The organism is Pseudovibrio sp. JE062 (assembly GCF_000156235.1).
In the GTDB taxonomy this organism is placed as follows: domain Bacteria; phylum Pseudomonadota; class Alphaproteobacteria; order Rhizobiales; family Stappiaceae; genus Pseudovibrio.
Map to the genome: position 1 here is coordinate 303,234 of NZ_DS996810.1, position 25,070 is coordinate 328,303.

At 53.2% G+C, this 25,070-nt stretch carries 24 protein-coding genes and 1 riboswitch; of the genes, 10 read left to right on the plus strand and 14 right to left on the minus strand.

The window, feature by feature from the left end:
• Positions 1-364: 364 nt before the first annotated feature.
• The 3 genes from PJE062_RS16150 to PJE062_RS16160 form a co-directional block, all read right to left on the minus strand.
• Positions 365-775, minus strand: a complete 411-nt coding sequence (locus tag PJE062_RS16150; protein WP_008550271.1) for a hypothetical protein — start codon at positions 773-775, stop codon at positions 365-367.
• A gap of 158 nt (positions 776-933) precedes the next feature.
• Positions 934-1,482 carry a YigZ family protein gene (locus PJE062_RS16155; protein WP_008550198.1) on the minus strand — a complete coding sequence of 183 codons (549 nt, stop codon included), beginning with the start codon at positions 1,480-1,482 and terminating at the stop codon, positions 934-936.
• A 5-nt stretch (positions 1,483-1,487) separates the two neighbouring features.
• Complete coding sequence (locus PJE062_RS16160) at positions 1,488-2,594, minus strand: 2'-deoxycytidine 5'-triphosphate deaminase (protein WP_008550719.1); 1,107 nt, start codon at positions 2,592-2,594, stop codon at positions 1,488-1,490.
• A 123-nt stretch (positions 2,595-2,717) separates the two neighbouring features.
• Positions 2,718-2,795: riboswitch (SAM riboswitch) on the plus strand.
• 67 nt (positions 2,796-2,862) lie between these two features.
• Between PJE062_RS16160 and PJE062_RS16165 the strand changes: the two genes are divergently transcribed.
• Both PJE062_RS16165 and PJE062_RS16170 read left to right on the plus strand, forming a co-directional pair.
• A complete protein-coding gene (locus PJE062_RS16165; RefSeq protein ID WP_008550496.1) occupies positions 2,863-4,053 on the plus strand; it encodes an O-succinylhomoserine sulfhydrylase in 1,191 nt (396 codons plus the stop codon).
• Between the two features lie 109 nt (positions 4,054-4,162).
• Positions 4,163-5,392, plus strand: coding sequence for a hypothetical protein (locus PJE062_RS16170; protein WP_008550621.1), 1,230 nt, complete (start codon positions 4,163-4,165; stop codon positions 5,390-5,392).
• Positions 5,393-5,395: 3 nt separating this feature from the next.
• Here PJE062_RS16170 and PJE062_RS16175 read toward each other — a convergent pair whose 3' ends face one another.
• The 3 genes from PJE062_RS16175 to PJE062_RS16185 all read right to left on the minus strand — a co-directional run bounded on the left by PJE062_RS16175 (position 5,396) and on the right by PJE062_RS16185 (position 8,167).
• On the minus strand, positions 5,396-5,833 hold the full coding sequence (locus tag PJE062_RS16175) for a hypothetical protein (protein ID WP_037037293.1): 438 nt from the start codon (positions 5,831-5,833) through the stop codon (positions 5,396-5,398).
• A 141-nt stretch (positions 5,834-5,974) separates the two neighbouring features.
• On the minus strand, positions 5,975-6,868 hold the full coding sequence (locus tag PJE062_RS16180) for a hypothetical protein (protein WP_208982346.1): 894 nt from the start codon (positions 6,866-6,868) through the stop codon (positions 5,975-5,977).
• Positions 6,869-6,955: 87 nt separating this feature from the next.
• Positions 6,956-8,167 (minus strand): winged helix-turn-helix domain-containing protein, encoded by a 1,212-nt coding sequence (locus PJE062_RS16185; protein ID WP_008550666.1) that lies wholly within the window; start codon positions 8,165-8,167, stop codon positions 6,956-6,958.
• Positions 8,168-8,291: 124 nt separating this feature from the next.
• Between PJE062_RS16185 and PJE062_RS16190 the strand changes: the two genes are divergently transcribed.
• Positions 8,292-8,825, plus strand: coding sequence for an MAPEG family protein (locus PJE062_RS16190; protein ID WP_008550410.1), 534 nt, complete (start codon positions 8,292-8,294; stop codon positions 8,823-8,825).
• Between the two features lie 19 nt (positions 8,826-8,844).
• On the opposite strand, the gene PJE062_RS16195 is transcribed toward PJE062_RS16190, so the two are convergent.
• From PJE062_RS16195 to gloB, 4 genes are all read right to left on the minus strand, one after another.
• On the minus strand, positions 8,845-9,696 hold the full coding sequence (locus PJE062_RS16195; RefSeq protein WP_008550642.1) for a class I SAM-dependent methyltransferase: 852 nt from the start codon (positions 9,694-9,696) through the stop codon (positions 8,845-8,847).
• A gap of 207 nt (positions 9,697-9,903) precedes the next feature.
• Positions 9,904-11,148, minus strand: coding sequence for an argininosuccinate synthase (locus PJE062_RS16200; protein ID WP_008550711.1), 1,245 nt, complete (start codon positions 11,146-11,148; stop codon positions 9,904-9,906).
• A gap of 496 nt (positions 11,149-11,644) precedes the next feature.
• On the minus strand, positions 11,645-12,085 hold the full coding sequence (locus PJE062_RS16205) for a cupin domain-containing protein (RefSeq protein ID WP_008550400.1): 441 nt from the start codon (positions 12,083-12,085) through the stop codon (positions 11,645-11,647).
• Entirely contained in the window at positions 12,085-12,855 is a 771-nt protein-coding gene (gene gloB, locus PJE062_RS16210; protein WP_208608950.1) for a hydroxyacylglutathione hydrolase, read from the minus strand. The genes PJE062_RS16205 and gloB overlap by 1 nt, the downstream gene beginning before the upstream one ends.
• A gap of 186 nt (positions 12,856-13,041) precedes the next feature.
• Here gloB and PJE062_RS16215 point away from each other — a divergent pair, with 186 nt between their 5' ends.
• The gene (locus PJE062_RS16215) at positions 13,042-13,842 is read left to right on the plus strand and encodes a class I SAM-dependent methyltransferase (protein ID WP_008550409.1); all 801 of its coding nucleotides are present in this window, start codon (positions 13,042-13,044) and stop codon (positions 13,840-13,842) included.
• A gap of 6 nt (positions 13,843-13,848) precedes the next feature.
• On the opposite strand, the gene metW is transcribed toward PJE062_RS16215, so the two are convergent.
• Positions 13,849-14,472 (minus strand): methionine biosynthesis protein MetW, encoded by a 624-nt coding sequence (gene metW, locus PJE062_RS16220; RefSeq protein WP_008550705.1) that lies wholly within the window; start codon positions 14,470-14,472, stop codon positions 13,849-13,851.
• Between the two features lie 43 nt (positions 14,473-14,515).
• Positions 14,516-15,757, minus strand: a complete 1,242-nt coding sequence (locus PJE062_RS16225; protein ID WP_008550115.1) for a homoserine O-acetyltransferase — start codon at positions 15,755-15,757, stop codon at positions 14,516-14,518.
• 191 nt (positions 15,758-15,948) lie between these two features.
• Here PJE062_RS16225 and PJE062_RS16230 point away from each other — a divergent pair, with 191 nt between their 5' ends.
• The 5 genes from PJE062_RS16230 to PJE062_RS16250 all read left to right on the plus strand — a co-directional run bounded on the left by PJE062_RS16230 (position 15,949) and on the right by PJE062_RS16250 (position 21,254).
• Positions 15,949-16,797, plus strand: a complete 849-nt coding sequence (locus PJE062_RS16230; RefSeq protein WP_008550578.1) for a chorismate mutase — start codon at positions 15,949-15,951, stop codon at positions 16,795-16,797.
• Between the two features lie 32 nt (positions 16,798-16,829).
• Positions 16,830-17,927: a histidinol-phosphate transaminase gene (gene hisC / locus PJE062_RS16235; RefSeq protein ID WP_008550351.1), complete on the plus strand. Its 1,098-nt coding sequence runs from the start codon at positions 16,830-16,832 to the stop codon at positions 17,925-17,927.
• Between the two features lie 18 nt (positions 17,928-17,945).
• Positions 17,946-18,881 (plus strand): prephenate/arogenate dehydrogenase family protein, encoded by a 936-nt coding sequence (locus PJE062_RS16240; RefSeq protein WP_008550117.1) that lies wholly within the window; start codon positions 17,946-17,948, stop codon positions 18,879-18,881.
• A gap of 200 nt (positions 18,882-19,081) precedes the next feature.
• Positions 19,082-19,687 (plus strand): superoxide dismutase family protein, encoded by a 606-nt coding sequence (locus tag PJE062_RS16245; protein ID WP_008550681.1) that lies wholly within the window; start codon positions 19,082-19,084, stop codon positions 19,685-19,687.
• A 604-nt stretch (positions 19,688-20,291) separates the two neighbouring features.
• The gene (locus PJE062_RS16250; RefSeq protein WP_008550134.1) at positions 20,292-21,254 is read left to right on the plus strand and encodes a sterol desaturase family protein; all 963 of its coding nucleotides are present in this window, start codon (positions 20,292-20,294) and stop codon (positions 21,252-21,254) included.
• Between the two features lie 65 nt (positions 21,255-21,319).
• Here PJE062_RS16250 and typA read toward each other — a convergent pair whose 3' ends face one another.
• Complete coding sequence (typA, locus tag PJE062_RS16255) at positions 21,320-23,137, minus strand: translational GTPase TypA (RefSeq protein ID WP_008550498.1); 1,818 nt, start codon at positions 23,135-23,137, stop codon at positions 21,320-21,322.
• Between the two features lie 319 nt (positions 23,138-23,456).
• A complete protein-coding gene (locus tag PJE062_RS16260) occupies positions 23,457-23,837 on the minus strand; it encodes a hypothetical protein (RefSeq protein WP_008550598.1) in 381 nt (126 codons plus the stop codon).
• A gap of 291 nt (positions 23,838-24,128) precedes the next feature.
• Here PJE062_RS16260 and PJE062_RS16265 point away from each other — a divergent pair, with 291 nt between their 5' ends.
• On the plus strand, positions 24,129-24,956 hold the full coding sequence (locus PJE062_RS16265) for an AraC family transcriptional regulator N-terminal domain-containing protein (RefSeq protein WP_371256337.1): 828 nt from the start codon (positions 24,129-24,131) through the stop codon (positions 24,954-24,956).
• The last annotated feature ends 114 nt before the right edge of the window (positions 24,957-25,070 follow it).

Below are 25,070 nucleotides of genomic sequence, written 5' to 3' on the forward strand. Positions count from 1 at the left end.
TGAGGGGAAGGGCCCAGGACTATAGGGTATCACGCGGTGATGGATACACGAGCACCGGCAAGGAGACTTGCTTTTGCAAATGTGTCTGTCAGAGACGGAGGAACTGTTTGGGCAGGGAAACCTGACTGGATAAGCCACTGTCTTTCCGGGAAACCGGCTATCGTGCCTTATAGGCAAAAGAGGCGACGTTGTTCATCAAAAGAAAGCCCGGGCAAGGCGTGTAGCCAATGCCGAAGACTCATTACTAACAAATAGCGCAGGTATTGCCTGCCGCCTTGCTCATCCCGATTAACTCGGGAACTCCAGCTTCACCACTGCATGGAAGGCCATGTGGTGCTGTTGGTGTTTGTGAAGTGGTATCAGCTTACGCGTTGTATTCGATGATGCGGCCTTCGCCGATGAGGCGGGGGGCTTTTTCGGTGGTGGTGTAGCTGATGGCGCCTTCCTGGGGTTCTACGCGGCGGCGTTCGCGCAGGTGGGCGGCGTTTTCTTTGATGCCAATGAGGTGGGCGAGAAAAGCGGAGTTGCAGCGGAAAACGTTGATGCGCTTTGGCAGATCGTAGAACTGTGCGTCGTTATCGGGGGGCGTGTGTGGGCTGGTAACATCTTCAGCGGTTTGCAGCTCTTTGCCTGCTTTGCCGTAGGTGTTTCGTCTTGAGACGTTTTCTGCCCGCTGCTCGGTGATTTTGGCGTGACGGCGGGAACCGATGTCGCGATAGCGACGATCAGTGTCTGTTCCAGTGTTAATCGCTTTTCCAGTGCGGGTGACACGCATGACTTCACTCCCCCGACTGTCTCAAAATGAGACGAATGCCGTTTCCTGACATTCACATCGCAAGGCGCGTGCCAACGCTTAAGTTTTTATTAGGATTTTAATTATCTGGCTGCAGGAGAAGAGGTTAAGAGAGCTGAAAGTTTTATAACAGCAGTGGGTTAGATCTGATCGACCTGGTCTTCAGGCCCGCTCACCAGAAGGGTCACACCGTCTTCTGTGAAGGTGCGCTCGAGGATTTCCAGCTGTAGCAGAATGACCTGGCGTTCCAGTTCGGCACTGCTGGCGAAGCTTGCGGAGACTGAGCGGGTTTTGGTGCGCAGCCATGGCACAAGCTCAGCTTCCTGAATAGCGAGGTTTGAGGCACCGGAGTAAGCCCGTGCCAGACCACCAGTCCCCAGCTTGGTGCCGCCGAAGTAACGCACGATGATGACGCCCACATCGACAAGATCTGCGCCGATGAGGGTTTTCAGCGTCGGCATGCCGGAGGTGCCGGCAGGTTCGCCGTCGTCTTTGCCGCCTTCATCGATGCGCCCTTCCGGCAGCATGCGGCGGAAGGCGGTGACGTGGTGATTGGCTTTTTTGTGCTCATCCCGTAGCTGCGCGAGGCGCTCAGCAAAGTCAGCATGCGGAAGCAGAAAGGCGAGGAAGCGAGACTTCTTCTCCTCCAGCTCTGCATAAAACTCGCGCTCTACGGTGAAGAGAGGCATGGATCTTATGCCTCTTCTGCCTGTGTCGCTCTGAAGTGCTTGGACAGCTTGAGAGCCTGACCCTGATAGTTGGAGCCGATGCCTTCGCCGTAGAGGGTTTCCGGCACTTCCTGCATGTGTTCATAGACGAGACGGCCAACGGTCTGGCCATGTTCGACGATGAACGGCACGTCATGTGAGCGGACTTCCAGAACGGCGCGGGAGCCGGTGCCGCCTACGGTGGAGTGACCGAAGCCGGGATCGAAGAAACCTGCGTAGTGGACGCGGAACTCACCGACGAGCGGGTCAAACGGCACCATCTCTGCGGCGTAGTTTGGCGGGACGTGAACAGCTTCCTGCGAGACGAGAATGTAGAACTCGTTTGGATCAAGGATCAGGGTTGCGTCACCGCGATTGTAGATTGGCTCCCAGAAGTCTGCCGGGTCCTGAGCATCCTTGCGGTCCACGTCGATCACACCGGTGTGGCGTTTGGCGCGGTAGCCGATGAGGCTGTCTTTGCCGTTGCCTTTCAGGTCAATAGAGACCTGAACGCCGTTGCTGATGGCGTGCTCATCATTGCCGCCGGAGACAAGGGTGTGCTCCTTGTGGATGTGCAGCAGGTGTTCATCCGGAATGAAGCCACCGCCATTGCGGAAGCGGATCTGGCACAAACGAGAGCCTTCGCGGACCAGAACCGGGAAGGTCTTTGGCGAAATCTCTGCGTAGAGTGGGCCGTTGTATCCAGCCTCAACGCGGTCGAAGGCTTTGCCCTGATCGGTGATGACACGGGTGAAAACGTCGATGCGGCCCGTGGAGCTCTTCGGGTTTGCTGTGGCGGACAGGTCGTCCGGCAGGTTGAGAGCTTCCTGAAGTTGGACGATGTAAACGCAGTTGGTTTCCAGAACGGCGCTTTTGCTGAGGTCGATTTCGTGCAGGATCAGCTTGTCCAGCTTCTCTTCAACCCTGGCATCCGGGCCGGGCAGGAAGGAGGCACGGACACGCCACGCTTTTGCGCCCAGTCTCAGGTCGAGGCTCGCTGGCTGAATCTGGTCCCCGTCAGGCGCTCTGTCTGCTTTAATTGCATTGTTGGCAAACATAGCTTCAATCGCTTTTGCCGGAAGAATGCCTGTCATTGTTGGTCCCGCCCCACTCGTACTCAAATCGTTCTGACACTGATTAACGTAAGTTTGATCCTACGCCAAGTCTGCAACCAGAGCTGATTGATTGACCCTATGGAATTTTCGCGGTAAAACCGCTGCCTATTCCGTGGTGATTTGGTCGACCGGCTTGCAACCACGTTAAACAAGTAGCTAAAGGGTCGGGTTCTTGTATAGACCTCGGCCCGCGCCGGGGTTTTTAAATGAAGGGGTAGAGCAATATCTCTTCGGGCAGGAATGAGCGATGACAGACGCAAAGAACTGGAAGCCAGCAACTCGGCTTGTTCATGGAGGCACAACGCGCTCCAGCTTTGGTGAAACATCCGAAGCTATCTTCCTTACACAAGGGTATGTTTACGACAGCTCAGAAGCGGCAGAAGCACGCTTTCTTGGCGAGAATCCGGGCTATATTTATTCCCGGTATGCAAACCCGACTGTTGGAATGTTCGAGCAGCGAATGTGTGAGCTGGAAGGCGCTGAGGCCGCACGCGGCACTGCTTCCGGTATGGCGGCTGTTAATTCTGCGATCATGGCCTGCGTGAAAGCGGGCGATCACGTGATTGCACCAAAGGCGCTGTTTGGCTCCTGCCGCTACATCATCGAAAAGCTGCTGCCACGCTACGGTGTGGAATCCACACTGATTGATGGCACCGACATTGAGCAATGGAAAGCTGCGGTTCGTCCGAACACGACAGCAGCGTTTCTTGAGAGCCCAACCAACCCGACACTGGAAGTGATCGATATTCCGGCTGTGGCGGATATTATTCACGAAGCGGGTGGACGGCTTATTGTAGACAACGTGTTCGCAACTGCTATTTGGCAGAGCCCGCTGGAGTTGGGTGCGGATGTGGTGATCTATTCTGCCACCAAGCACATTGACGGTCAGGGACGATGTCTGGGCGGTATCGTGCTTTCCGATGAGAAGTGGATCGTGGAAGAGTTCCATGACCCGTTCAAGCATACCGGTCCTGCAATGAGCCCGTTCAATGCATGGGTTCTGCTGAAAGGTCTGGAGACGCTGTCCCTGCGCGTGGAGCGTCAGACTGCGACTGCGGGTAAACTGGCGGAGTTCCTTGCGGATCATTCTGCTGTGTCTCGCCTGATCTATCCGGGCCGTGCGGATCACCCGCAGGCAGATATTGTGGCGAAGCAGATGCGTGGTGGGTCCACCATGCTGGCGTTTGATCTGGCAGGCGGCAAGGAGGCTGCGTTCAAGTTCTCCAACGCGCTGGACATTGTCAGCCTCTCCAACAACCTGGGTGATGCGAAGAGCCTGATTACCCATCCGGCGACTACAACGCACCAGAGTGTTGCAGAAGATGCGCGTCTGGAGCTAGGCATCACAGACAAGACGCTTCGTCTTTCTGTTGGTCTGGAAGATCCAGATGATCTGCTGGAAGATGTTGCTCGTGCGCTGGAAAGCTTAAAGGGCTAACAGACCGCTTAAGAGCAAATTTTGCTTCTGAATTTAGAAAGGGTGCCTGAATTGGTGCCCTTTTTTGCTTTCAGGCTTTGGGTGCTGCTCCTCTGCCTGTGAGAGAACCATGCTCAACTCCGTTGTCGTGTTTGTTGTCATGCTGCTTGGAATGCTGGTGCTGTTCTCGTATCGCGTTCGGGTCTCGGAAAAATGGCAGGCAACCGTCACACCGCTGGCTTCGATTATCGGGAGTGGTTTTTTGGTCTCTGTGCCGATTATCGCCAAGGAGATTGGACACTGGGCGATTATCGGCATAAGTGGGCTCATTCTGGCGGCGTATTGCGTAGGAGCGGTGATCCGGTTCAACATTCTGCACACCGAGCAGATTGTGGAGCAGCAGCAACAGGAAGGGCGTATTCGACTGACCACGTCTCTGGAGAAGCTTTCACAGCTAACTCTGGCGTTCGCCTATTTCATCTCGATTGCCTACTACCTTGTGCTGCTTGGGAACTTCCTGCTCAAGGGTTTTGGGTATGAACATCGGGAGATAGCCAACTGGATCGGAACTGTGCTGACGGTCTTCATCGGGTTGGTGGGCTTCTCCGGCGGTTTGCATCTGGTGGAGCGGGTGGAGAAATATGCGGTTTCGCTGAACCTGACGGTGATCTTCGGTTTGCTGGTGGGGCTGCTGTTTTACAATGGTGAGCTTGCTTTTAGTGGGCAGTGGGAAGTGAGGGATGGTCTGAAGGCTGTTGGGCTGGAGAAGGTTCAGATTATGCTGGGTCTGCTGATTGTGGTGCAGGGGTTTGAGACCTCGAAGTTCATCGGTGATGAATACTCACCCAAGATGCGTGCTGAGACGATGAGGAATGCGCAGCTGTACTCCGCTGTGATTTACCTCTGCTTCTTCGCGTTGCTGACGGTTCTGTTTCCGCTTTTGAAGCATGATGAGAGCGTATCGGGGATCATCACGCTGGTGGGGCATGTGGCGATTGTGTTGCCGTTGCTGCTGACACTGGGAGCAGTTGCCAGCCAGTTTGGGGCTTCTGTTGCGGATTCCATTGGCTCAGCTGGTTTGTTGGAGGATGTAACCAACAGGCGGGTGAAGATAAGACATGCCTATCCGTTTATCACTTTCGTATCTGTTACCCTCATCTGGAGCACTGATATCCTGCATATCATCACTCTGTCTTCCAGAGCCTTTGCGTTGTTCTATATGCTTCAGTGCTGTGTGGCTCTGACAGCGCTTTGGCAACTGAAGGGGATGCGAAACCGGGTAGGAATGTTCTGGTTTACGGGCGCAACTGGTTTGTTATGTGCCCTGGTGGTTCTCTTCGGTATTCCGTCAGGGGCTTGAGTATCAGCTGTTGCCTGAGGCGACGACCACGTCTCTTCGTGCGCCGGACAAGGTGATGATGAAGCCTGCGATGACATCCAGAAACGTGATGGTCATGAGCAGGAGGAAGAGTGGGGTGGCGGCTTCCTGAACGGAGAGGAACTCGATGAGGTAGGCCACGAGGATGAGCAGGGATAAGCTGTGATCGACCAGAGAGAGCGTGCTGGTGCGAGTTGCCTTGATGATCTCAATGAAGAGTAGGACAAGAGAAGCTGCGAGCAGGACAGTTGCTACGTCCAGCGGAACCACAAGGCCTGATGGGAGTGGGATGTTGATGAGGACAGCCGCCCATGGCGTAACATTGTAGCCTTGGTCGAGCACTGGCTCCAGATCTTCAAACCATCGAAAAGCCACTGCGTTGTACAGCAGGAATGGAATGAGCGTGAGTGGAATAGTCCTCATGTGGTTGTCCCCGGATGAGCTGGAAGCGATATCCTATCTGAAAAGATTAACACTAATGCTGGGTGTCTGTGATGCCCTGAAACCGGGAGGGGTAACGCTTCGAGTGGTTTGAGCTCTAGTGCCTTCATTTTCAGCAGGGTTCTAGGGAATAGGACGCGTGAGATTGTGAATGGTGAGGGGGCGGCGTACGCGCTCTGTCATGCGGCGTTCAACGGGGCTGAGAGTGTTGTAGTTATCGACTGCGATCCCTTTCCAATACTTCACCAGAGGGAGGCCGACGCGGAGTTGAAAGACGCCAAGGGGATAGTTGATGTCGCTGTGATATCGGATTTGTCCGACAAAGGTGGTTTTCAGACCGGGCACTCCAAACCAGCCAGCTCGAGAAACTTCGAAACGTCCTTGTGCGCCGCTAATCTCTTCTACGTTGTTGGCCGTTCTGTAAAAGCCTCCTGCGTAGATGCGAAGGCCAAAGCCTAAGTCTTCGGTCCCGGGCAGGTCGTAGCCGATTTCTCCTGAGAGATTGAGAAGTGGAATGCTCTCTCGCTGTTCTGAGCTGCCAGGCTTTGGCTCCAAAATGCGAACCTTGCTTGTTGGGAACTGGGCGATGAAGCGGGCTTCATAGCCGTGAGCGAGAAACTCTATGCCTGTGGTGATCGCGGATTCCGGGCCGCGTTTGTAATCTTCCTTGTAGTTCATGAAGATGTAGGTGCTGCCGATCAGGTTGGGGCTTACGAGTTGGCGCAGGCCACCGCCAGCACTGAGGAGATAAACTGCTTCAGATGAGTTGCCTATGCGGACATCTGCGAAGGCTATGCCCTGACTGTCCTGAAAGACGGGAGTGATGACTTCAGCTGCATCAGATGTGTTGTTCCGATCTGTCTCAAACAGGCCGATGAGGCGCGGCTGGTACTTGCCTTGTGGGTTGAAGGTGAAGCGGTCGTCCAGATCAGAAAGAGACTGAGCCACGCTTGTGGAAGTGGGCATTGCCAACAGGCAGAACAGAACATGCAGTAAAGTTCGAGAGAGTTGGCTCATTTGCTCTCATGAAGCTGACGAAGAAGCGAAACCTGACAGCAGTATTAGGGCTTGCTGGTGTTTCTGATAGCCCTGCCATCCAGCGGGCTATCCTTGCCAAGCTTTGAGATACTGAAGGTCTGAGCAGCCTGCAAACAGGGCGCAGCGTTCCAGCTCTGCCTCCAGCCGCTGCTGGCGGCCTTTGCCCATACGCATGCCGACTTCAGGCCAGAAGCGCTTTACTGCAAGTGCGTTGGAAGCTTTCTCGCGTTTCATATCGATCCGGCCAATCAGTTTGTCCCCCTCCATCACCGGGAAGACATAATAGCCGTAGAGCCTCTTTGGTTCTGGGACGAAGATTTCAATGCGGTAGTTGAAGTTAAAGAGGAACTCAGCGCGTTTGCGATCTCTCAGGGCCGGATCAAATGGGCTGAGGATGCGTACGCGTTGTGAAGGGGCATCTAGAGCGGCAAGTTCGTCTTCGATCTGTGGGCGCGCCAGACAGAGTTTGGGTTTGCCATCATTGGCTGCTTCAATTTCAACGGAGATCAGCTCACCCCGTTGCCGGGCGTGCTCGCACCATGCTTTCACGTCGGCAAGGTCGAGCTTGTCCCAATAGGCGGCGATTTCGCTGGGCGTTGCGAACCCGAGGCGGTCGATTGCAGAGTTGCAGGCCCATTCGATGGTTTCAGCTTTTGATGGTTTGGAGGTGCGATGCTGGGAAGGAATAACGCGCTCGGTCAGGTCATAGAGTTTCTGGAAGTTTTCGCGGCGAGAAACTGAGATCTGTCCGGTACGCCAGAGGTACTCAAGGGCTGTCTTGGATGGGTTCCACTCCCACCAACCGCCTTTGCTGCGCTTTTCATCCTTGCCGACATCTGAGGTGCCAGCAGGGCCGTTTTCCTCGATATGGCGGAGAATGAGGTTGAGCTTTTCCTGATACTCCGCACCGCGCCAGACCTTCCAGCGTGACTGGAGGCTCTCTGCGCTCTTCTGGAAGCGGTAGTTCCAGTAGGGGAAGAACTCGGTGGGAATGATTGAAGCGTCGTGTGTCCAGTGCTCAAAGAGGCTTCTGTCGGTCTCAAGGAGCTTCTTCAGATGCTTGGGGCGATAGCTCTGGCGGCGTGACCAGAGGATCATATGGTGGGCACGTTCAACCGTGTTGATACTGTCCACCTGCACGAAGCCGATACGATGAATGAGGTTGAGGAGATCACTGCCTTTTGAGGAGCCTGTTGGTGTTTCCAGAAGGGCGTGTTTGCTCAGAAACAAGCGGCGCGCAGCGATGTTATCAACTTTTAAAACTAACTGCGCTTCCATAGTCATCAGCTTCTCCTGCTTCGTCTGATGTGCGTAGGCTAGGAGAGCAAACGCCTTGCCGCAAGCAACTAGCAGCAGATAGTTGTGGGCTTGTTCCTATTATGTTCTCTGAATGGAGGTTGTATTGGACTTTGCAGAAAAACAGCGGGGTGTGTTTCAGCGAATGATTGTTGGTGCTTTGGTGACTGCAATCGTTCTGTTGTTCGGTGCGCTTCTTAATCCATTTGGCTTTGCCGTGGACTGGAATGCCTCAGAGCGGCTGTGGGTCGCTGCCGTCTCAATCCTCTCGCCGGCCTTGTTGCTGATGATCTCTATTGGCCGCTTGGCAATGCGCCGGTTTTATCATGCTGATGATATTGATGGCGGAGGGCTGACCCATGGCAGTGAGGAAGCCAAGATGCTGCAAAGCATCCTCCAAAACACATTGGAGCAGGCTGTTCTGGCTGGGTTTGTCTATGTAGCCTGGGTGGCCATCATGCCGGGCTCTACCATGTCCGTACCGCTTCTGGCTGCATTGCTTTTTGCATTAGGACGTGTTCTGTTTTTCGCCAGTTATGAAAAAGGCGCTCCATGGCGTGGAACGGGTTTTGCGCTGACGTTCTATCCCACAATCTTCATGCTGGTGGTGGTGCTGATTACGCTGATGGCGGGACTCTGAGCCCCGCCCGTTGTTTGGATTATGTTGGTTTGTAGCGAGCGATGACGAAGTACCCGGGAACAGGGGTTTCTTGTTCATTGCGCAAGTTGATCTGACTGAATTCAACAGGCGTGAAACCAAATTGCTTCAGCACATTGCGCAGGTAATGTTCTGTATGTGAGAAGCGATGGGTATCACTCATGCGAAATTCAGGTGCTTCCTCTTTTTGGTCCAGCTGTGCTTCTGCGGAGAATATGAAGATACCGTCTTGTTCTATGTTGCGTGTGATACCTTCAAAAACTTCTTCAAGTGCACCGAAGTAGGGAAACAGCTCTGCCGCGACGACCATGTCCCATTTATACGCGTGATTTTGATAGAGAAACGCGTTGATTTCACTCAGGTGATACTCATCGTAGATGTGCTTGTCTTGTGCAAGCTTGAGCATTTCCTTCGATATATCGACACCCGTTTTGTAAGAAACTTGCTCCTGTAGGGCTTCTGCGGCGAGGCCGGTTCCGCAGCCTAGATCGAGGAGGCGTTTGAAAGGGCCAAGATTATTGGACTGAAGTGACTGATGTATTTTGTGCGGGACACTGTACTTCAAGATCTCCATGAGCTTGAGGTCAAAGAGCTCCGCTTTTTGATCAAATAAGGCTGAGACATAATCGGCTGGTAAACTCTCAGATGTTGCAGCCTGCGTGTCATAAAGAGAGAGTTCTTGTTCTTGTTCTGAAACCTCTCCAGAGTCTTGCTCCAGCCTTTTCAGCAGATGGTCTGCGGCAGCGTTGAACTCTTTGCTCCCTTTCAGATCAAGTGCCTGATCATACAGTTTGAAGTGGCGGAGGATATCTTCGAGTGGATTGGTTTGTTCTTCGTTCTTATCGTTATCCATGACTGCCAGTATCCTTAGCGTTGAATACTAGGATAATTGAGCCATGAAAAAATTAAGGAACGGTGAGTCATTCTGTTAGCGGCAAAAAGGATGCATCTATAGTAATTATCTGATTTTTATGAGTTATATCTGTGCAGATGCAGAAAACCCGCAGTGTCTCCACTGCGGGTTGGTAACCTGTCGTAAAGCCTAAGAGCTTTTACCCTTTCAGGCGTCTGTCAGTTCTTTTGCTTTGTTCATCTGGTCACGCTTTGCAAGCGTACGCAAACGCAGAGCGTTGAGGCGGATGAAGCCTGCAGCGTCTTTCTGGTCGTAAGCGCCATGGTCGTCTTCGAAGGTCACCAGCTCTTCTGAGTAGAGAGAGTAAGGGGACGCACGACCAACAACGATCACGTTGCCTTTGTAGAGCTTCAGCTTAACCGTACCGGTAACAAACTCCTGAGACTTGTCGATCATCGCCTGAAGCATTTCGCGCTCAGGTGAGAACCAGAAGCCGTTGTAGATCAGCTTTGCGTAGCGCGGCATCAACTCGTCTTTGAGGTGAGCTGCGTCACGGTCCAGTGTGATGGATTCCATCGCACGGTGTGCTGACAGGAGGATGGTGCCGCCTGGTGTTTCGTAGATGCCGCGAGACTTCATGCCGACGAAGCGGTTTTCTACCAGATCGAGACGACCGATGCCGTTGTCACGGCCAAGGTCGTTCAGCTTGGCAAACAGAGTTGCCGGAGACATGTGTACGCCATTGATGGAGCACGCATCGCCTTTTTCAAAGCCGATTTCGATCTCGGTGACTTCGTCCGGCGCGTTGATTGGATCAACTGTGCGCTGGAAGACGTAGTCTGGTGCTTCTTCATTCGGATCTTCCAGAACTTTACCTTCGGAAGAGGAATGCAGCATGTTTGCGTCAACGGAGAATGGAGCTTCGCCGCGCTTGTCCTTTGGTACCGGGATCTGATGCTGTTCTGCGAACTCGATCAGGTCGGTACGGGACTTCAGAGTCCAGTCACGCCAAGGTGCGATCACCTTGATGTCTGGGTTCAGTGCGTAGCAAGCAAGCTCAAAGCGTACCTGGTCGTTGCCCTTACCGGTTGCGCCATGTGCAACTGCGTCAGCGCCGGTTTCTTCAGCGATCTCGATGAGACGCTTGGAAATGAGCGGACGTGCGATAGAGGTGCCGAGGAGGTAAACGCCTTCGTAAACTGCGTTGGCCCGGAACATCGGGAAAACGAAGTCCCGAATGAATTCTTCGCGGAGATCATCAATGTAGATTTCTCGAATACCAAGCAGTTCAGCTTTTCGTCGTGCTGGCTCCAACTCTTCACCCTGACCTAAGTCAGCAGTGAAAGTTACAACTTCGCAGCCGTATTCCGCCTGCAACCACTTGAGAATAATCGAGGTGTCGAGCCCGCCAGAATAGGCAAGCACAACTTTTTTGATGTCGCCTTGGGCCATAGATTAGTTTCCAAATGTGTGTTCGGGCGCATAAAAGCGCCTACGCTGGGCAATCTACCGGGCAGAGCGCGCAACGCAAGTGGTGATTCAGGATTGAGTGATGAGTTATTAATCGGGATAGTTGAGCTACTTACAGGTGTCTTGAGTAGTGCTGTGGGTGAAAGCTACTGCTCAGCTCAACAGTTAGGTAGGTAAGATTTTGAAAACGCGAGGATAATGATCTTTGTAGTATGTCCTGATACTCCAAAATCTGCACGTTTTGGGTGCGTATAAGGTCTTGCTAAACTGCATTATCTCTCAACTGTTTCTGCGGAAAAACCGTAGAGTTTATGCGCAGAAAATTTTAACGGGCTTTCGTTGTTAACCAACAAGTGCCTGTATCTACGAGGATTTCCCGGCAGGACTTATGCGCCTTTTGTCTAAACTTGTGTGGGGTTCTCTTTGAGTTTTGGTCAAGCTTAGTCGTGCGAAACGGGCTCGATTCGATGATTTGGGCTCAAGGATTCCAGTCGGGTGGGGCGAGTTCGAAGCCGTCAAACAAGAAGCCGGGGGCAACGGTGCAGCCGACCAATGTCCATTCGCCGAGGCTTTGTGCAGACTGCCATGCTTCACGTGGAACAATGCCTTGAGGGCGTTGGCCATTTAACACATCCATGCCGAGGATGATGTCTGTTTGCTCGCTTTCTGTGGTGCTGATGGAGAGCTTGAGAGGAGCGCCGCCGTAGTAGTGCCAGGTCTCGATTGCATCGATGCGGTGCCAGTGGGATTTCTGACCCTTCTTGAGCAGATAGTAAATCGCGGTTGAGTATCCGCGGCCTTTCGGGCCTTCTGTATCGCGGAAGGTTTCGGTGTAGTAGCCACCTTCCGGATGCTCTTTCATCTGCAGTTCGGCGATGATCTCGTCGGCTGTTGTTGTCGTAATTTGGTCCAATGACATCAGAAGTTATCCTTGCGACGGCGGATTTCGGCAAAGATGTCAGCAGGTTCTGCATTGACCATGTTGAGGTTCTTCTGAACTTCCGGATCGCGAACGCGCAGGAACGGGTTGGTTGAAAGCTCAGCAGCCATGGAGGTTGGCAAGGTTGGACGTCCGACTTCGCGAAGGGCTTCGATGCGCTTGGTGCGTTCCTGCAGAGCTTGGTTGTTTGGATCAATTGTCAGCGCGAACTTGGCGTTTGAGAGCGTGTATTCGTGCCCGCAATAGATTGTTGTCTCTGGTGGAAGCGTGTTGGCCAGATGGCTGAGGGAGGCCCACATCATTTCTGCATCCCCTTCAAATACACGACCACAGCCGAGGGCGAAGAGGGTGTCGCCGGTGTGGGCGATGCCTGCTTCCTGGAACCACCAGGAGATATGATCAAGTGTATGGCCCGGTGTGCCGATAGCTTTGACGGCGATTGGACCGATGAGGATGTCATCACCGTCTTCCACGAAACGGGTCATGGTGGTGATGTGTTGGCGAGAGCGCTCCGGTCCGGTGACCTTGGCTCCGGTTTTTTCAACGAGTTCGGCAAGGCCGCCGACGTGATCCCAGTGGTGGTGGGTGATCAGGATGTCGGTTAGGTTCCAGCCGGTTTCTTCAAGAACCTGTAAGTAGGGCGCTGCTTCGGGAACGTCGATCGCAACTGTGCAGCCGCTGTCTGGGTGGTGGACGAGAACGCCGAAATTATCTTTCAGACAAACAAACTGCCGAACTTCAACTTCAATCATCAACCAGCTCCCAAGCGCACAATAAATCCTAGTGGGATCATGGGAGGACACGCTGTCAAATTCAACTGCAAACTCACAAAACTCTGGGAGTGGTTGATTTAAGCTTGCAAATCATCTTGAAGAAGCGTTGCGTCCGGGCCTTTGGCACCCCATGATAAGAGTAGGCAACGCGCGGAGAACCAGTTGTATCTTGATGTTACTCACTTAAAAGAGTTCTACGATCTGCCACTCGGACGAATGCTCCGGGTGTTGGTGGGAAGCCGCGTGAAAATGCTGTGGCCGGAAATGCGTGGCCAGAGCTTGCTGGGGATTGGTTATGCAGCTCCTTATCTGCGGCCTTATCTAAAAAAGACCAATCGTGTCTTTGCCGGTATGCCCGCTGCGCAAGGTGTGGTGAAGTGGCCGCGGGAAGTGGAAGTGCCGAACAAGGCCTTCCTGATGGAAGATGGGCAGTTGCCGTTTCCGGATTCCTGCATTGACCGCATTTTGCTTGTGCACTCGCTTGAGATGGCAGGGCAGCCGGGAGCGTTGCTGGATGAGGTCTATCGGGTTTTATCTCCCGGTGGTCGGGTGATTGTGATTGTGCCTAACCGCCGTGGGGCGTGGGCACGGTCTGAGGTTTCTCCGTTTGGTTATGGACGGCCTTACTCACGGCCTCAGCTGGATAACTTCCTGAGTAATCATCATCTTTCGGTCGTTTCGCGGGAGGAAGCTCTGTTCGTTCCCCCGACGAACTCAAAGCTGGTGCTGAAGAATGCGCGCAGCTTTGAGCGATTAGGTGCTGTGGCCTGGCCTGCGTTTGCGGGGCTTTTAGTCACAGAAGCTGAGAAACAGATTTATCGTGGTATTCCGCTCAAAGCGAGCCATGTGACACGGGTCCTGCGTCCGGTGTTTCTGCCAAACGGCAAGACGGCTGGGGCTCAGGCGATGAATGGTCATCAGCGCCAGCAGAAAGAAGCTTTCGCCAGTGAAGGCGAAAGCTGAACTCAATTATTTCCGTTCAAGCAGGAAGACAGCCTGATCGCCGATCAGGTTCCAGACCCACCATGGCGCGTTGAAGGCTATTCGCTTGCCTCTAGCGTCCAGTGCCTCTGCCTTGATGACTTTTGCGTGGACTTCTTCTGAAAGTGCCACGAAGTCTCGGATGGTGCAGAAGTGGATGTTTGGGGTGTCGTACCACTGATACGGTAGGTAGTCGGTCACCGGCATTCTGCCTTTGAAGAGCAACTGCATACGGTTGCGCCAGTGGCCGAAGTTCGGGAACGATACGACGACTTTCTTGCCGATACGCAGAAGCTGTTCAAGAACCTGTTTCGGATCCATGGTGGCCTGTAGCGTGTGGCTCAGGATCGCATAATCAAACGCGTCGTCCGGGTAGGCTGCAAGGTCGTTGTCTGCATCGCCCTGAACAACTGAAAGGCCGCGTGCTACTGCTTGGTTCACGCCCTTTTGCGAGGTGTCGAAGCCTCGTCCATCGACGCCGCGGGTGTCGATCAGGAGTTCCAACAGCTCTCCTGTACCGCAGCCGATATCCAGTACGCGAGAGCCCGGTGCTACAAAATCGCAGAGAATTCGGTGGTCGCCGCGCACATCGCTCAAATCAAGTTTTGTCATAATAGATCTGCTTTCTGATGAAGCTGGTTGTTCAAGACTTCGGTCAATCACCATTGCCGGGGGCAGGGATGCCTCTGGCTTTGGCAGCTCCAGTCAGGAAGCCACGCATTGTTTTGAACAATTCAGGTTCATCAAGAAGGAATGCATCGTGTCCGCGAGAACTCTCGATCTCGACGAAGGAGACGTTTGCTCCGGCTGCGTTGAGGGCGCGTACAATATCCTTGCTTTCCGAGGTTGGGAAAAGCCAGTCGGTGGTGAAGGACATGACGCAGAAACGGGTGTCGCTGTGCAAGAATGCATTGGCCAGCTTGCCGCCATGTGCTGCTGCTAGATCGAAGTAGTCCATCGCGCGGGTCACATAGAGGTATGAGTTTGCATCGAAGCGGTCCACGAAAGTCATACCTTGGTGACGCAGATAGCTCTCGATCTGGAAGTCCGCATCAAAGCCAAAGGTGATGGCAGAGCGGTCTTGCAGATTGCGGCCAAACTTGTTGTGCAGGCTTTCGTCAGACATGTAGGTGATGTGCGCTGCCATGCGGGCAACGGACAGGCCCTTCAAAGGACGTTTGCCTTCTTTGGCGTACTGACCGTGGCACCAGTCCGGATCTGCCATCACAGCCTGACGACCGACTTCGTGGAAAGCGATGTTCTGACTGGAATGGCGTGGGCCAGTTGCAATTGGAACAGCTGCGAACACCTTTTCCGGATAAGCGGACGCCCATTGTAGCACCTGCATGCCACCCATGGAGCCGCCGACCACTGCAAACAGGGTTTCAATGCCGAGTGCTTCAACCAGTTTTGCCTGAGAGCGCACCATGTCACCGATTGTGACGACGGGAAGGTCCAGCCCGTAGACTTCATCAGTTTCCGGATTGGTACATGCAGGGCCTGTGGTGCCGAGGCAGCCTCCGAGCACGTTCGCGCAAATGACGAAGTACTTGTCGGTGTCTACTGGTTGGCCCGGACCAACCATCATAGACCACCAGCCGGGCTTGCCTGTTACCGGGTTTTCGGAGGCAACGTACTGGTCGCCGGTGAGAGCGTGGCAGACGAGGATGGCGTTGGTTTTGTCTTCATTGAGCTCGCCATACGTTTCGTAGGCGATCTGCCAAGGCGCAAGTTCTGTGCCTTCATCCAGCCGAAGAGGGTTTTCAGGTCCAAATCGCATGAGCTTGCTGGCAGGCATATCCATCTGCTCCGCTGCAACACTGGCTTGTGTTGAGGGCGAGGTAATCGGAGTTTTCTCCGGCTGTGCGCTGGCAGTCTCAGTCATGTTTTCTTCCAAGGTACGTGAAAGCGAATTGGGTGTTCCTCTAAGGGATTGCAAGAGAGTTTTTGCTAGGTGTCTATTGGCAGTGTGTCAACGTTTTCTTTTGCTTTCATCCGCGTTGTTTCCTATGAATTTACATAGGTTCTGTTCAATAATTCGAGTGGGTTAGTGCAATGTCTGGGTCTTCATCAGTTACGGATACTAAAATGAGCTTGTCTCAAGTCCGCGATAAACTGGATGAAGTTGATGACAAACTCCATGCCCTGCTCATGGAACGGGCGGATCTGATTGAGCATATTGTTGCGGCAAAAGCTGAACAAGGTTCTATGCATGCTGTTTTTCGTCCGTCTCGTGAAGCAGACATTATGCGGCGGCTGGTTGAGAACCACCGGGGTGTTCTGCCAATTATGTCATTGGAACATATCTGGCGTGAGATAATCTCTTCGCTGACCAAAGCCCAGACAACTTATCGTGTTCATCTTGATGGAAGTGCAGATCGAGTCGCCATGAGTGAGCTGGCGCGGTTCTATTTTGGATATGCGGTTGAGCAGCGGCGCGAGATCGATCCTTCTGCTGTGCTTGCTGAGGTTGATTATTCACAGGTCGATCTTGGCGTAATTGCGCTGGATGAGCGTGCGGAAACGCCCTGGTGGCGTGGTCTGGGATTGCGTGAGGACGGTTCAAGCGGTCCATCGATTATTGCGCGGCTCCCGTTTCTGGTGGTTCAGGATCGTCCGGCAGATTTGCCAGCTGTTGTTGTTGCTGCGCAGACCGCTGAAACGGAGAAGCCGGATATCTGCGTTTACGATGTGCGTTGGACCGGGGCTATACCGGGCTCATTGATGCACAAAGGTATAGAAGTGTTGAGTTTTTATCGCAGTTTTGAGGGCGTAGATGCGCTATTAGCTGTTCCGGGGAATATATCCGAGCAAGAGCTGGCGACTTTCTTTGAAACTGCTGAGGCGACGCCGGATAAACTTAGATATGTCGGTGGATACCCCGCGCCGCTTGACCTAGATGATGAATTTGATAGTGAAGCAGACGCAGTCCGTTAAATTGCGTGTTTTTTGAATGAAGGAATGAGTTGATGGAAGAGCAGGTAGTACGCCCTGTCCCTCGTGCTGGTGTGTTGGCGATTGATCCGTATGTACCCGGTAAGGCGAAGGCAAACGGTGGGCATAAACTGCATAAGCTCTCCTCCAATGAATCTCCTTTAGGTGCGAGCCCGAAAGCATTGGAAGCGTATCGCACCATCTCTGAGCTTCAGTATTACCCTGATGGCAGTGCCGGCGAGCTGCGCACTGCGATTGGTGAGGTCTATGGCCTGAACCCAGATCACATCATTTGCGGCTGTGGTTCTGATGAAGTGCTGAGCCTGCTGGCCTATGCTTATCTGGGCGAAGGTGATGAAGCTATTTATACCACGCATGGCTTCCTTGTTTATAAGATTGCGATCCACGCTGCGGGTGCAACGCCTGTTATTGCGCCAGAAAAAGACCTGACCACTGATGTGGACGCTATTTTGGAGCGCGTGACTGAGAAGACCAAAATGGTCTTTGTGGCGAACCCGAACAACCCGACGGGCACTTACATTCCGTTTGACGAAGTGAAGCGCTTGCATGCCGGACTGCCAAAGGACTGCATTCTGGTTCTTGATGCAGCGTATGCTGAGTATGTTCGTCGTAACGATTACCAGTCCGGTATTGAGCTGGTTGCAAACTCCGAGAACGTGGTGATGACACGGACGTTCTCCAAGGCTTACGGTTTGCCAGCGCTACGTGTTGGCTGGGCATATGGTCCTGAGCACATTATTGATGCACTGAACCGTATTCGTGGTCCTTTCAACATGAATGCTGCTGCGATTGCAGCTGGTGCTGCTGCTGTGCGGGACCAGGCTTTCATTGAGCAGGCAGTTAGCCACAATAACGAATGGTTGCCGTGGGTAGTTAACGAACTGACCAAACTAGGTCTTGACGTAACGCCAAGTGTCGGCAATTTCATTTTGATCCATTTCCCTGAAGAACAGGGCAAACGGGCTGTCGATGCTGATGCCTTCCTGCTGGAACGCGGGTGTGTGTTGCGGCAAGTGAAAGCCTATGGATTTGATAATGCGCTACGCATGTCAATCGGCAGTGAGGAAGCGAACAAGGATGTTGTTGCTGCTCTCACTGAATTTCTGAAGTAGTTCTAATAGAAGGTCTCCATGTCTGAACCCTTGTTTGGCCGGGTCGCACTGATTGGTATCGGTCTGATCGGCTCCTCTCTTTCGCATGTCATGCGCCGCGAAAAGCTGGCGGGTGAAATTGTTGTATCCACGCGCTCAGAAGTTACTCTGAAGCGTGCGGAAGAGTTGAAGCTTGGGGACCGATATTATCTGGACGCAGCAGAAGCCGTAAAAGGGGCAGACCTTGTCATCGTTTGTGTGCCGGTTGGTGCATGTGGAGCCGTTGCTAAAACCATTGCGCCGCATCTGGCTGATGGTGCGATCGTGACGGATGTGGGTTCTGTTAAGGCCTCCGTTATTTCTGCGATGCAGCCGCATCTGCCAGACAGTGTGCATTTTGTTCCGGGCCACCCGATTGCAGGTACCGAATACTCCGGTCCTGATGCGGGCTTTGCCTCTCTCTTTGAGAACCGCTGGTGCATTCTGACGCCTGTGCCGAACTCTGATCAGGGTGCTACTGAGCGCCTGACTGCGTTCTGGGAAGCGTGTGGCTCTCAGGTTGAGACAATGGATGCTGAGCACCATGATCTGGTGCTGGCTGTTGTGTCTCACCTTCCGCACATCATCGCGTACAACATTGTTGGAACGGCAGATGATCTGGAGACTGTGACCAAGTCTGAGGTGATCAAGTACTCCGCTTCTGGTTTCCGTGACTTCACCCGTCTGGCATCTTCTGATCCGACCATGTGGCGTGATGTTTGCCTGAACAACAAAGAGGCCATTCTGGAGATGCTTTCCCGCTTCTCCGAAGACTTATCTGCGTTGCAACGTGCGATCCGCTGGAGTGACGGGGATGCGCTGTTCAAGCTGTTCACCCGCACCAAAGGCATTCGCCATCAGCTTGTTGAAGCTGGTCAGGAATCTGCGGCGCCGAACTTTGGCCGTGAGAACGAGCAGGGCGAGCCAGCAGAGTAAACTTTGCCAGATCGATGAGAATTCAACCCGGGTCGGAGTGCTTCTGATCCGGGTTTTCTTTTGGAGTTGTAACCAAGACCAATCAACTTCTCATCAGGGCAGGCGGTGTTGGTTTACCGAGGTTTCAAGAGTGATTTTGAGGTGGCCCCTGTGCTGAATACTCTGAGCGTGAATAAAGCGCTTTCAGGAGTTTTCATCTGATGAAACTGAATGGATTGGCAGCCGTTGTTGCTGCTGGTTTTGCTGTTGCAAGTTTTGCTGCGATGGCTTCGAAAGAGGATCAGGTTCCCGCTGGTCCCACTGCTGTTGCTGTTATGAAAGACGTAGATGGCAAGCAGGTTGGCCGGGTGGTTTTGAATGAAACACCGAGCGGCCTTCTTCATATCACTGCTTCGTTTGATGAGCTTCCTACTGGGGTGCATGGCTTCCATGTGCATGAGACCGGTCTTTGTGAGCCAACCTTCTCAGCTGCTGGCGGACACTTTGCGCCAGAAGGAAATGAACATGGCGTTGGCGTTGCCGGTGGACCGCATGCGGGTGATTTGCCGAACTTGCATGTGCCGGAGAACGGGAAGCTGGTGGTGGAGTACTTTACGGAGAGGCTCGACCTTGCGCCTGATGATCCGGACAGCCTGATTGGCGGGCCGGGTAGGGCGCTGATTGTGCATGCGGACCCTGATGACTATCACAGTCAGCCAACGGGTGATGCAGGTGGACGGATTGCCTGTGGGGTGATTGTGCCTGTGACGCAAAATGCAGATGGCTTCCAGAGCTATCCTGAAGAGCCAGTGAGCGACACCAAGTAGTTTTAGCACCGCGTGGTTTTCCATGCGGTGTTGGCGCTAAAGGTTCCCGTGTGAACGGGTGGAGCAAGGCGAACAGGCTCTGCCTGCGCTACTTGTTAGAAATGTTTCTTCGGCATTGGCTGTTCGCCTCGCCCGGGCCTTTTCTCATGAACACGCGGGCTCCCTCTCGGACAGACGCGACAGGCACGTTTGCGCATCACAGATGCGCTTCCATGCCTTTGACAGTTTCCTATCACCACCGGACGCCCTCCGGAACGACCCCAAGCTCCCTACTACCACTGTGGTCTCAATAGGGTATGGCGCTTCACCGGACCTCCCGACACGATACGTTACCTCATGCCGGTAGCCCAACCCCGCCCACGCCACGGAGCGGACGGTCCACTCCTGCCCGAATGCGTGGGCACATGGACAAGCTTAAGGAGGTTTTGAGCGAGGGGAATAAGTTTTTTGAAGAGGGGCTGCAAAGGGCGTGTTCTGGGCGTTTTATGGGATCGTTAGCCGGGGTTTGATGACACATACAGGAGTATGTTACCGTTAAGGTAAGTTGCTCGTGTGTGTTGGGAGTGCTGCGGGCAATTGAGTTTGGTTGGGGAGGGCCATCTCAATGGAGTTTTTTGATCCGATTTCGTATGCGGTGCCGTTTTTTATTATTCTGATGATTGCCGAAGGCGTGGCTTTGAAGCTGCGCGGCATTGATGGGTATGACGTCAAAGACACGTTTTTCAGTCTGGCGATGGGGATTGGGAGCCTTGTCGTAAAGATCGTGTTTGGAGCGGCTGTTTCTTATGCGGCGCATAGCTGGGTTTATAGTCATCGCCTTATCGAAAACGTGCCGGTCAACTGGTGGACGATCCTGATCTGCTTTGTGCTTTATGATCTCGCCTATTATTGGCAGCACCGGTTTGGGCATGAGTATCGCTGGTTCTGGGCGAGCCACGTGAACCACCATTCTTCGCAGCGTTACAATCTCTCGACTGCTTTACGGCAGACATGGACGGGGACCATCGCGCTTACCTTCATCTTTGGCCTGCCGATTGCGTTGTTTGGGTTTCCGCCGGAGATGATCTTCTTCGTTGCAGCGTGGAACCTGCTTTATCAGTTCTGGATTCATACGGAACTGGTGGATCGCATGGGGCCGTTGGAATGGATCTTCAACACGCCTAGCCATCACCGCGTGCATCATGCAACGAACCCGCGATATTTGGACTCTAATTACGCAGGGACGTTGATCATCTGGGACCGGATGTTTGGCACGTTCAGCCCGGAAGTTGCTGAAGACCCGCCGCGATATGGGATCGGCAAGAACCTTGAAACCAACAACCTGCTAATCGTTGCGTTTCACGAATGGATTGCGATGGTGAAGGACCTGAAGACCGCGCGCTCATTGAAAGATGTTTATGGCTACATGTTCCGCACGCCGGGCTGGACACCGGATGGGTCTCGCATGACTACGAAGAAGGCAAAAGCGAACTGGAAGCGAAAACAGGAGCGTTTGAAGGCGCAGGAAGACGGGTTGCAGAGCGGTGAGGGAGATCCGGCTGCCAAAGCTGTTGAGCCAGCTGAGTGAGCCTTTGAAGCTCAACAAAAAGGGAGAGCCTAGGCCCTCCCTTTGGAATTCTAAGTGTGAGCTGATTAGCTTGCTTTTGCAGCACGCTCAGCGCGTTTGCGCTCATGCGGGCAGAGCAGCGCTTTACGCAGACGGATGGATTCTGGAGTAACTTCCACCAGCTCATCCTCTGAGATGTAAGAGAGCGCGCCTTCAAGGCTCAGCTTCATTGGGGTGGTCAGCTTAACCGCATCGTCCTTACCAGCAGAACGGATGTTGGTGAGCTGCTTGCCCTTCAGAACGTTCACTTCAAGGTCGTTGCCGCGGGTGTGCTCACCTACGATCATGCCCTGATACACCTTGGTGCCCGGATCGATCATCATTGGACCGCGATCTTCCAGGTTGAACAGTGCGTATGCAACTGCTTCGCCCTGACCGTTGGACAGCAGAACGCCGGTGTGGCGACCCTGGATCTGACCTTTGTACGGTGCGTATTCGTGGAATACGCGGTTGAAGATTGCTGAACCACGGGTGTCAGACATCAGTTCTGCCTGATAACCGATGAGGCCACGGGTTGGTGCGTTGAACACGAGACGTGTACGACCACCGCCGGACGGACGCATTTCAAGCAGTTCTGCTTTGCGCTCGGTCAGCTTCTGAACAACAGCACCGGAGAACTCGTCATCAACGTCGATGATAACTTCTTCGATTGGCTCAAGGCGGTTGCCTGCTTCGTCTTCCTGATAAACAACGCGCGGACGACCAACGCAAAGCTCGAAGCCTTCACGGCGCATGTTTTCGATCAGGATCGCGAGCAGAAGTTCGCCGCGGCCAGAAACGATGAATGCATCTGGTTCGTCGGTTTCTTCAACGCGCAGTGCAACGTTACCTTCAGCTTCCTTCAGCAGACGCTCGCGGATAACGCGGGACTGAACCTTGGAGCCTTCGGTGCCAGCCAGAGGACCATCGTTCACGCGGAACATCATGGACAGGGTTGGCGGATCGATTGGCTGTGCCTGAATTGGCTCAGTGACCTGCGGGTCAACAATGGTGTCAGCAACAGTTGCCTTTGTGAGGCCTGCTACGGAAACGATGTCGCCTGCTTCACCTTCGTCAATTGCCTGACGCTCAAGGCCACGGAATGCGAGAACCTTGGAAATACGACCGGTTTCGATCAGCTTGCCATCACGGGACAGGGCTTTAACAGCCATGTTTGGTTTCGCAACGCCGGAAGCGATGCGGCCTGTGAGGATGCGACCGAGGAACGGATCGGATTCGATGGTGGTTGCCAGGAGGCGGAATTCACCTTCTTCAGCCTGTGGCTCGGACACTTTGTCGAGGATCATATCGAACAGTGGAGCCATGGAGTCCTGAGGACCTGCTGGTTCAAGTGACATCCATTCCTGCTTTGCAGAACCGTAGACGACTGGGAAGTCGAGCTGCTCTTCGTTTGCATCCAGAGATGCGAAGAGGTCGAACACTTCGTCCAGCACTTCGTCAGCACGCTGCTCAGGCTTGTCGATCTTGTTGATCGCGACGATTGGCTTGAGGCCAAGCTTCAGTGCTTTACCAAGTACGAACTTGGTCTGCGGCATTGGGCCTTCAGCTGCGTCAACGAGCAGGACAACACCGTCAACCATGTGAAGGATACGCTCAACTTCACCGCCGAAGTCGGCGTGGCCTGGGGTGTCAACGATGTTGATGCGGGTGTCTTTCCATACAAGCGAAGTGTTCTTCGCCAGAATGGTGATGCCGCGCTCACGCTCGATATCGTTGGAGTCCATCATGCGTTCTTCGGTGCGCTGGTTGTCGCGGAAGACGCCGGACTGCTTCAACAGGACGTCGATCAGGGTTGTCTTGCCGTGGTCAACGTGGGCGATGATCGCAATATTGCGAAGTTTCATGGAGGCTCCGTCTGGCCATAGGAAGTCGCGGCGTGTGGGAGGATCATGAGGTGCCCGATCCACGCCATTCCTTCAATCTGGTTTTTCTCTAATGAAAGATGCGCTCTTCTATCCTATTTTTGTGTCATTTCAAACCATCTCGCCAAAAAACTGCTAAGTATTTAGTCGAGCACGCTTTTTTCTAGGTCAGATTGGCTGGTTCGATAGATTTTGCCGGAAAAAGAACGCAATTCAGCTTCCGATAAGCTGACAAGTTCTCACCGAGGCATCAAAAAATGAGGTTTATTGCGGCTTTCGGCGCAAAAGTGTGCCAGATCACTTACTCTTCATTGAGGAAGTTGTAATCGTCGATAGAAAGCAGGCCGGATTTTCTCACCAATCTTGAGCGCACATCGATCTCAGCAAGGTCATACGCGTGCATCCATTGGCACTCATCCGGGCAACGGCCTACGATATCGAAGCTCTTGCCTGCAGGAATATAGAATTCTTCGAAGGGCTCTAAATTGATAAACTGACCATTGATCCCTATAGACATGCCAGGTGTCAGGGCGACGAAAATCTCTTCTGCCTCCGCAAACAGATTTCTCCAGATCCGTCCGGGCGTGTCAATTTGGTGGTGAAATGCGTATCCACGTTCGCGAAAGCTTGCTTGAAGCTCCTGTTTCTGTTGTTCAAGGTTAGACAGTTCAGGTAAAAGCAAGCAGTGCTCCTTTAATTTAGACCTTCGGCTAACTAATAAATTATGGGTCGGGACCATCAGTAGACAGTCGCTTGACTACAAAAAGGAATATGGCAATCTAATACCATTCAATATCGCAATATTGGGTATTGCAATCCCCAATATTTACACCAACTTATTCGTGGTGGGTGATTATAAGACAATAGAATACCCCCTGTGCGCGTAATCCCAAAAGTTGTTGGAAAACCAATGCAATTTGCAACCCAACAGTGGTTAGAAGAATGGTTTGCCCCTCTCGCCCCAAGCGAGGGCGTGAGTGCAACCAGACATGAATGTGTAGAAGTGATTCGCATGACAACCGCGACAAAGCCTCGCGCTGTTATGTATTCACCAAGCATTCGTATCGTTTTTCAGGGTCTGGTCAGAGGCCATTTGGGTAGCCAGAGTTTCCTTTATTCCCAGCAGAGCTATGCGGCACTTGTGTCTCCGATTCCACTTGAGATCGAGATCGTCGAAGCTTCGCCGGAGAAACCTCTCTACGCGGTCAATTTAGCGATTGATATCAACGTATTGGCAGAACTGATGCTGCTGATTGAGCAAGAGCCACTCGAGTTTGAGTATGGCGAAATGCTTGGTCGTCCAGCGCACCTTTCTGAAGAAGCGTTGTTTTCCGTATGTCGTCTGATGCAGACGCTAAATAGCGAAGAACAAACGAAAATTCTCGCTGATGGATATTATCGAGAGTTTTTGTATCACGTGCTCAAGTCCGAGTACGGTGCGAGCCTGCGTGTGCTTTTCCAGAACAGTGAGAAGTCCCAGGGCATTGCGCGAGTTCTTCAAGTGTTGCACGAAGATTTCTCAACAAATCTGAGCGTGGACCAAATGGCGAAGATGGCATGCATGAGCATTTCTGCTTTCCATGCCGGCTTTAAGGGCGCAACTGGCCTGTCTCCGCTGCAGTATGTGAAGTCGATCCGCCTGCATAAGGCACGCTCCATGATGCTGAGCCAGAACATGAGTGCCAGTCAGGCTGCTTACCGGGTTGGCTATGCAAGCCCGTCTCAGTTCAGCCGTGAGTTCAAGCGCTTCTTCGGCAGCTCTCCAACGCAGGAAGCAGCGAAGTTTCGCGTTGTGGGCTAAGGCTTGGCGTCATGGCTCTTTGATTTTGAACAGGTGTCCGGTGGATGATCGGGCACCTGTTTTTCGTTGTGCGTTCTAAGCAATTTCCCTAGAGTTGCCGCTCAACACGTGATT

What these genes read in the sequence shown, in the direction of transcription:
- PJE062_RS16185 (WP_008550666.1), bottom strand. Translation starts at nt 8,167, where the DNA reads ATGGAAGCGCAGTTAGTTTTAAAAGTTGATAACATCGCTGCGCGCCGC.
- PJE062_RS16250 (WP_008550134.1), top strand. Translation starts at nt 20,292, where the DNA reads ATGGAGTTTTTTGATCCGATTTCGTATGCGGTGCCGTTTTTTATTATT.
- PJE062_RS16155 (WP_008550198.1), bottom strand. Translation starts at nt 1,482, where the DNA reads ATGCCTCTCTTCACCGTAGAGCGCGAGTTTTATGCAGAGCTGGAGGAG.
- PJE062_RS16240 (WP_008550117.1), top strand. Translation starts at nt 17,946, where the DNA reads ATGTCTGAACCCTTGTTTGGCCGGGTCGCACTGATTGGTATCGGTCTG.
- PJE062_RS16195 (WP_008550642.1), bottom strand. Translation starts at nt 9,696, where the DNA reads ATGGATAACGATAAGAACGAAGAACAAACCAATCCACTCGAAGATATC.
- PJE062_RS16170 (WP_008550621.1), top strand. Translation starts at nt 4,163, where the DNA reads ATGCTCAACTCCGTTGTCGTGTTTGTTGTCATGCTGCTTGGAATGCTG.
- PJE062_RS16175 (WP_037037293.1), bottom strand. Translation starts at nt 5,833, where the DNA reads ATGAGGACTATTCCACTCACGCTCATTCCATTCCTGCTGTACAACGCA.
- PJE062_RS16150 (WP_008550271.1), bottom strand. Translation starts at nt 775, where the DNA reads ATGCGTGTCACCCGCACTGGAAAAGCGATTAACACTGGAACAGACACT.
- PJE062_RS16165 (WP_008550496.1), top strand. Translation starts at nt 2,863, where the DNA reads ATGACAGACGCAAAGAACTGGAAGCCAGCAACTCGGCTTGTTCATGGA.
- hisC (WP_008550351.1), top strand. Translation starts at nt 16,830, where the DNA reads ATGGAAGAGCAGGTAGTACGCCCTGTCCCTCGTGCTGGTGTGTTGGCG.
- typA (WP_008550498.1), bottom strand. Translation starts at nt 23,137, where the DNA reads ATGAAACTTCGCAATATTGCGATCATCGCCCACGTTGACCACGGCAAG.
- PJE062_RS16180 (WP_208982346.1), bottom strand. Translation starts at nt 6,868, where the DNA reads ATGAGCCAACTCTCTCGAACTTTACTGCATGTTCTGTTCTGCCTGTTG.
- PJE062_RS16245 (WP_008550681.1), top strand. Translation starts at nt 19,082, where the DNA reads ATGAAACTGAATGGATTGGCAGCCGTTGTTGCTGCTGGTTTTGCTGTT.
- PJE062_RS16200 (WP_008550711.1), bottom strand. Translation starts at nt 11,148, where the DNA reads ATGGCCCAAGGCGACATCAAAAAAGTTGTGCTTGCCTATTCTGGCGGG.
- PJE062_RS16230 (WP_008550578.1), top strand. Translation starts at nt 15,949, where the DNA reads ATGAGCTTGTCTCAAGTCCGCGATAAACTGGATGAAGTTGATGACAAA.
- metW (WP_008550705.1), bottom strand. Translation starts at nt 14,472, where the DNA reads ATGACAAAACTTGATTTGAGCGATGTGCGCGGCGACCACCGAATTCTC.
- PJE062_RS16160 (WP_008550719.1), bottom strand. Translation starts at nt 2,594, where the DNA reads ATGACAGGCATTCTTCCGGCAAAAGCGATTGAAGCTATGTTTGCCAAC.
- PJE062_RS16205 (WP_008550400.1), bottom strand. Translation starts at nt 12,085, where the DNA reads ATGTCATTGGACCAAATTACGACAACAACAGCCGACGAGATCATCGCC.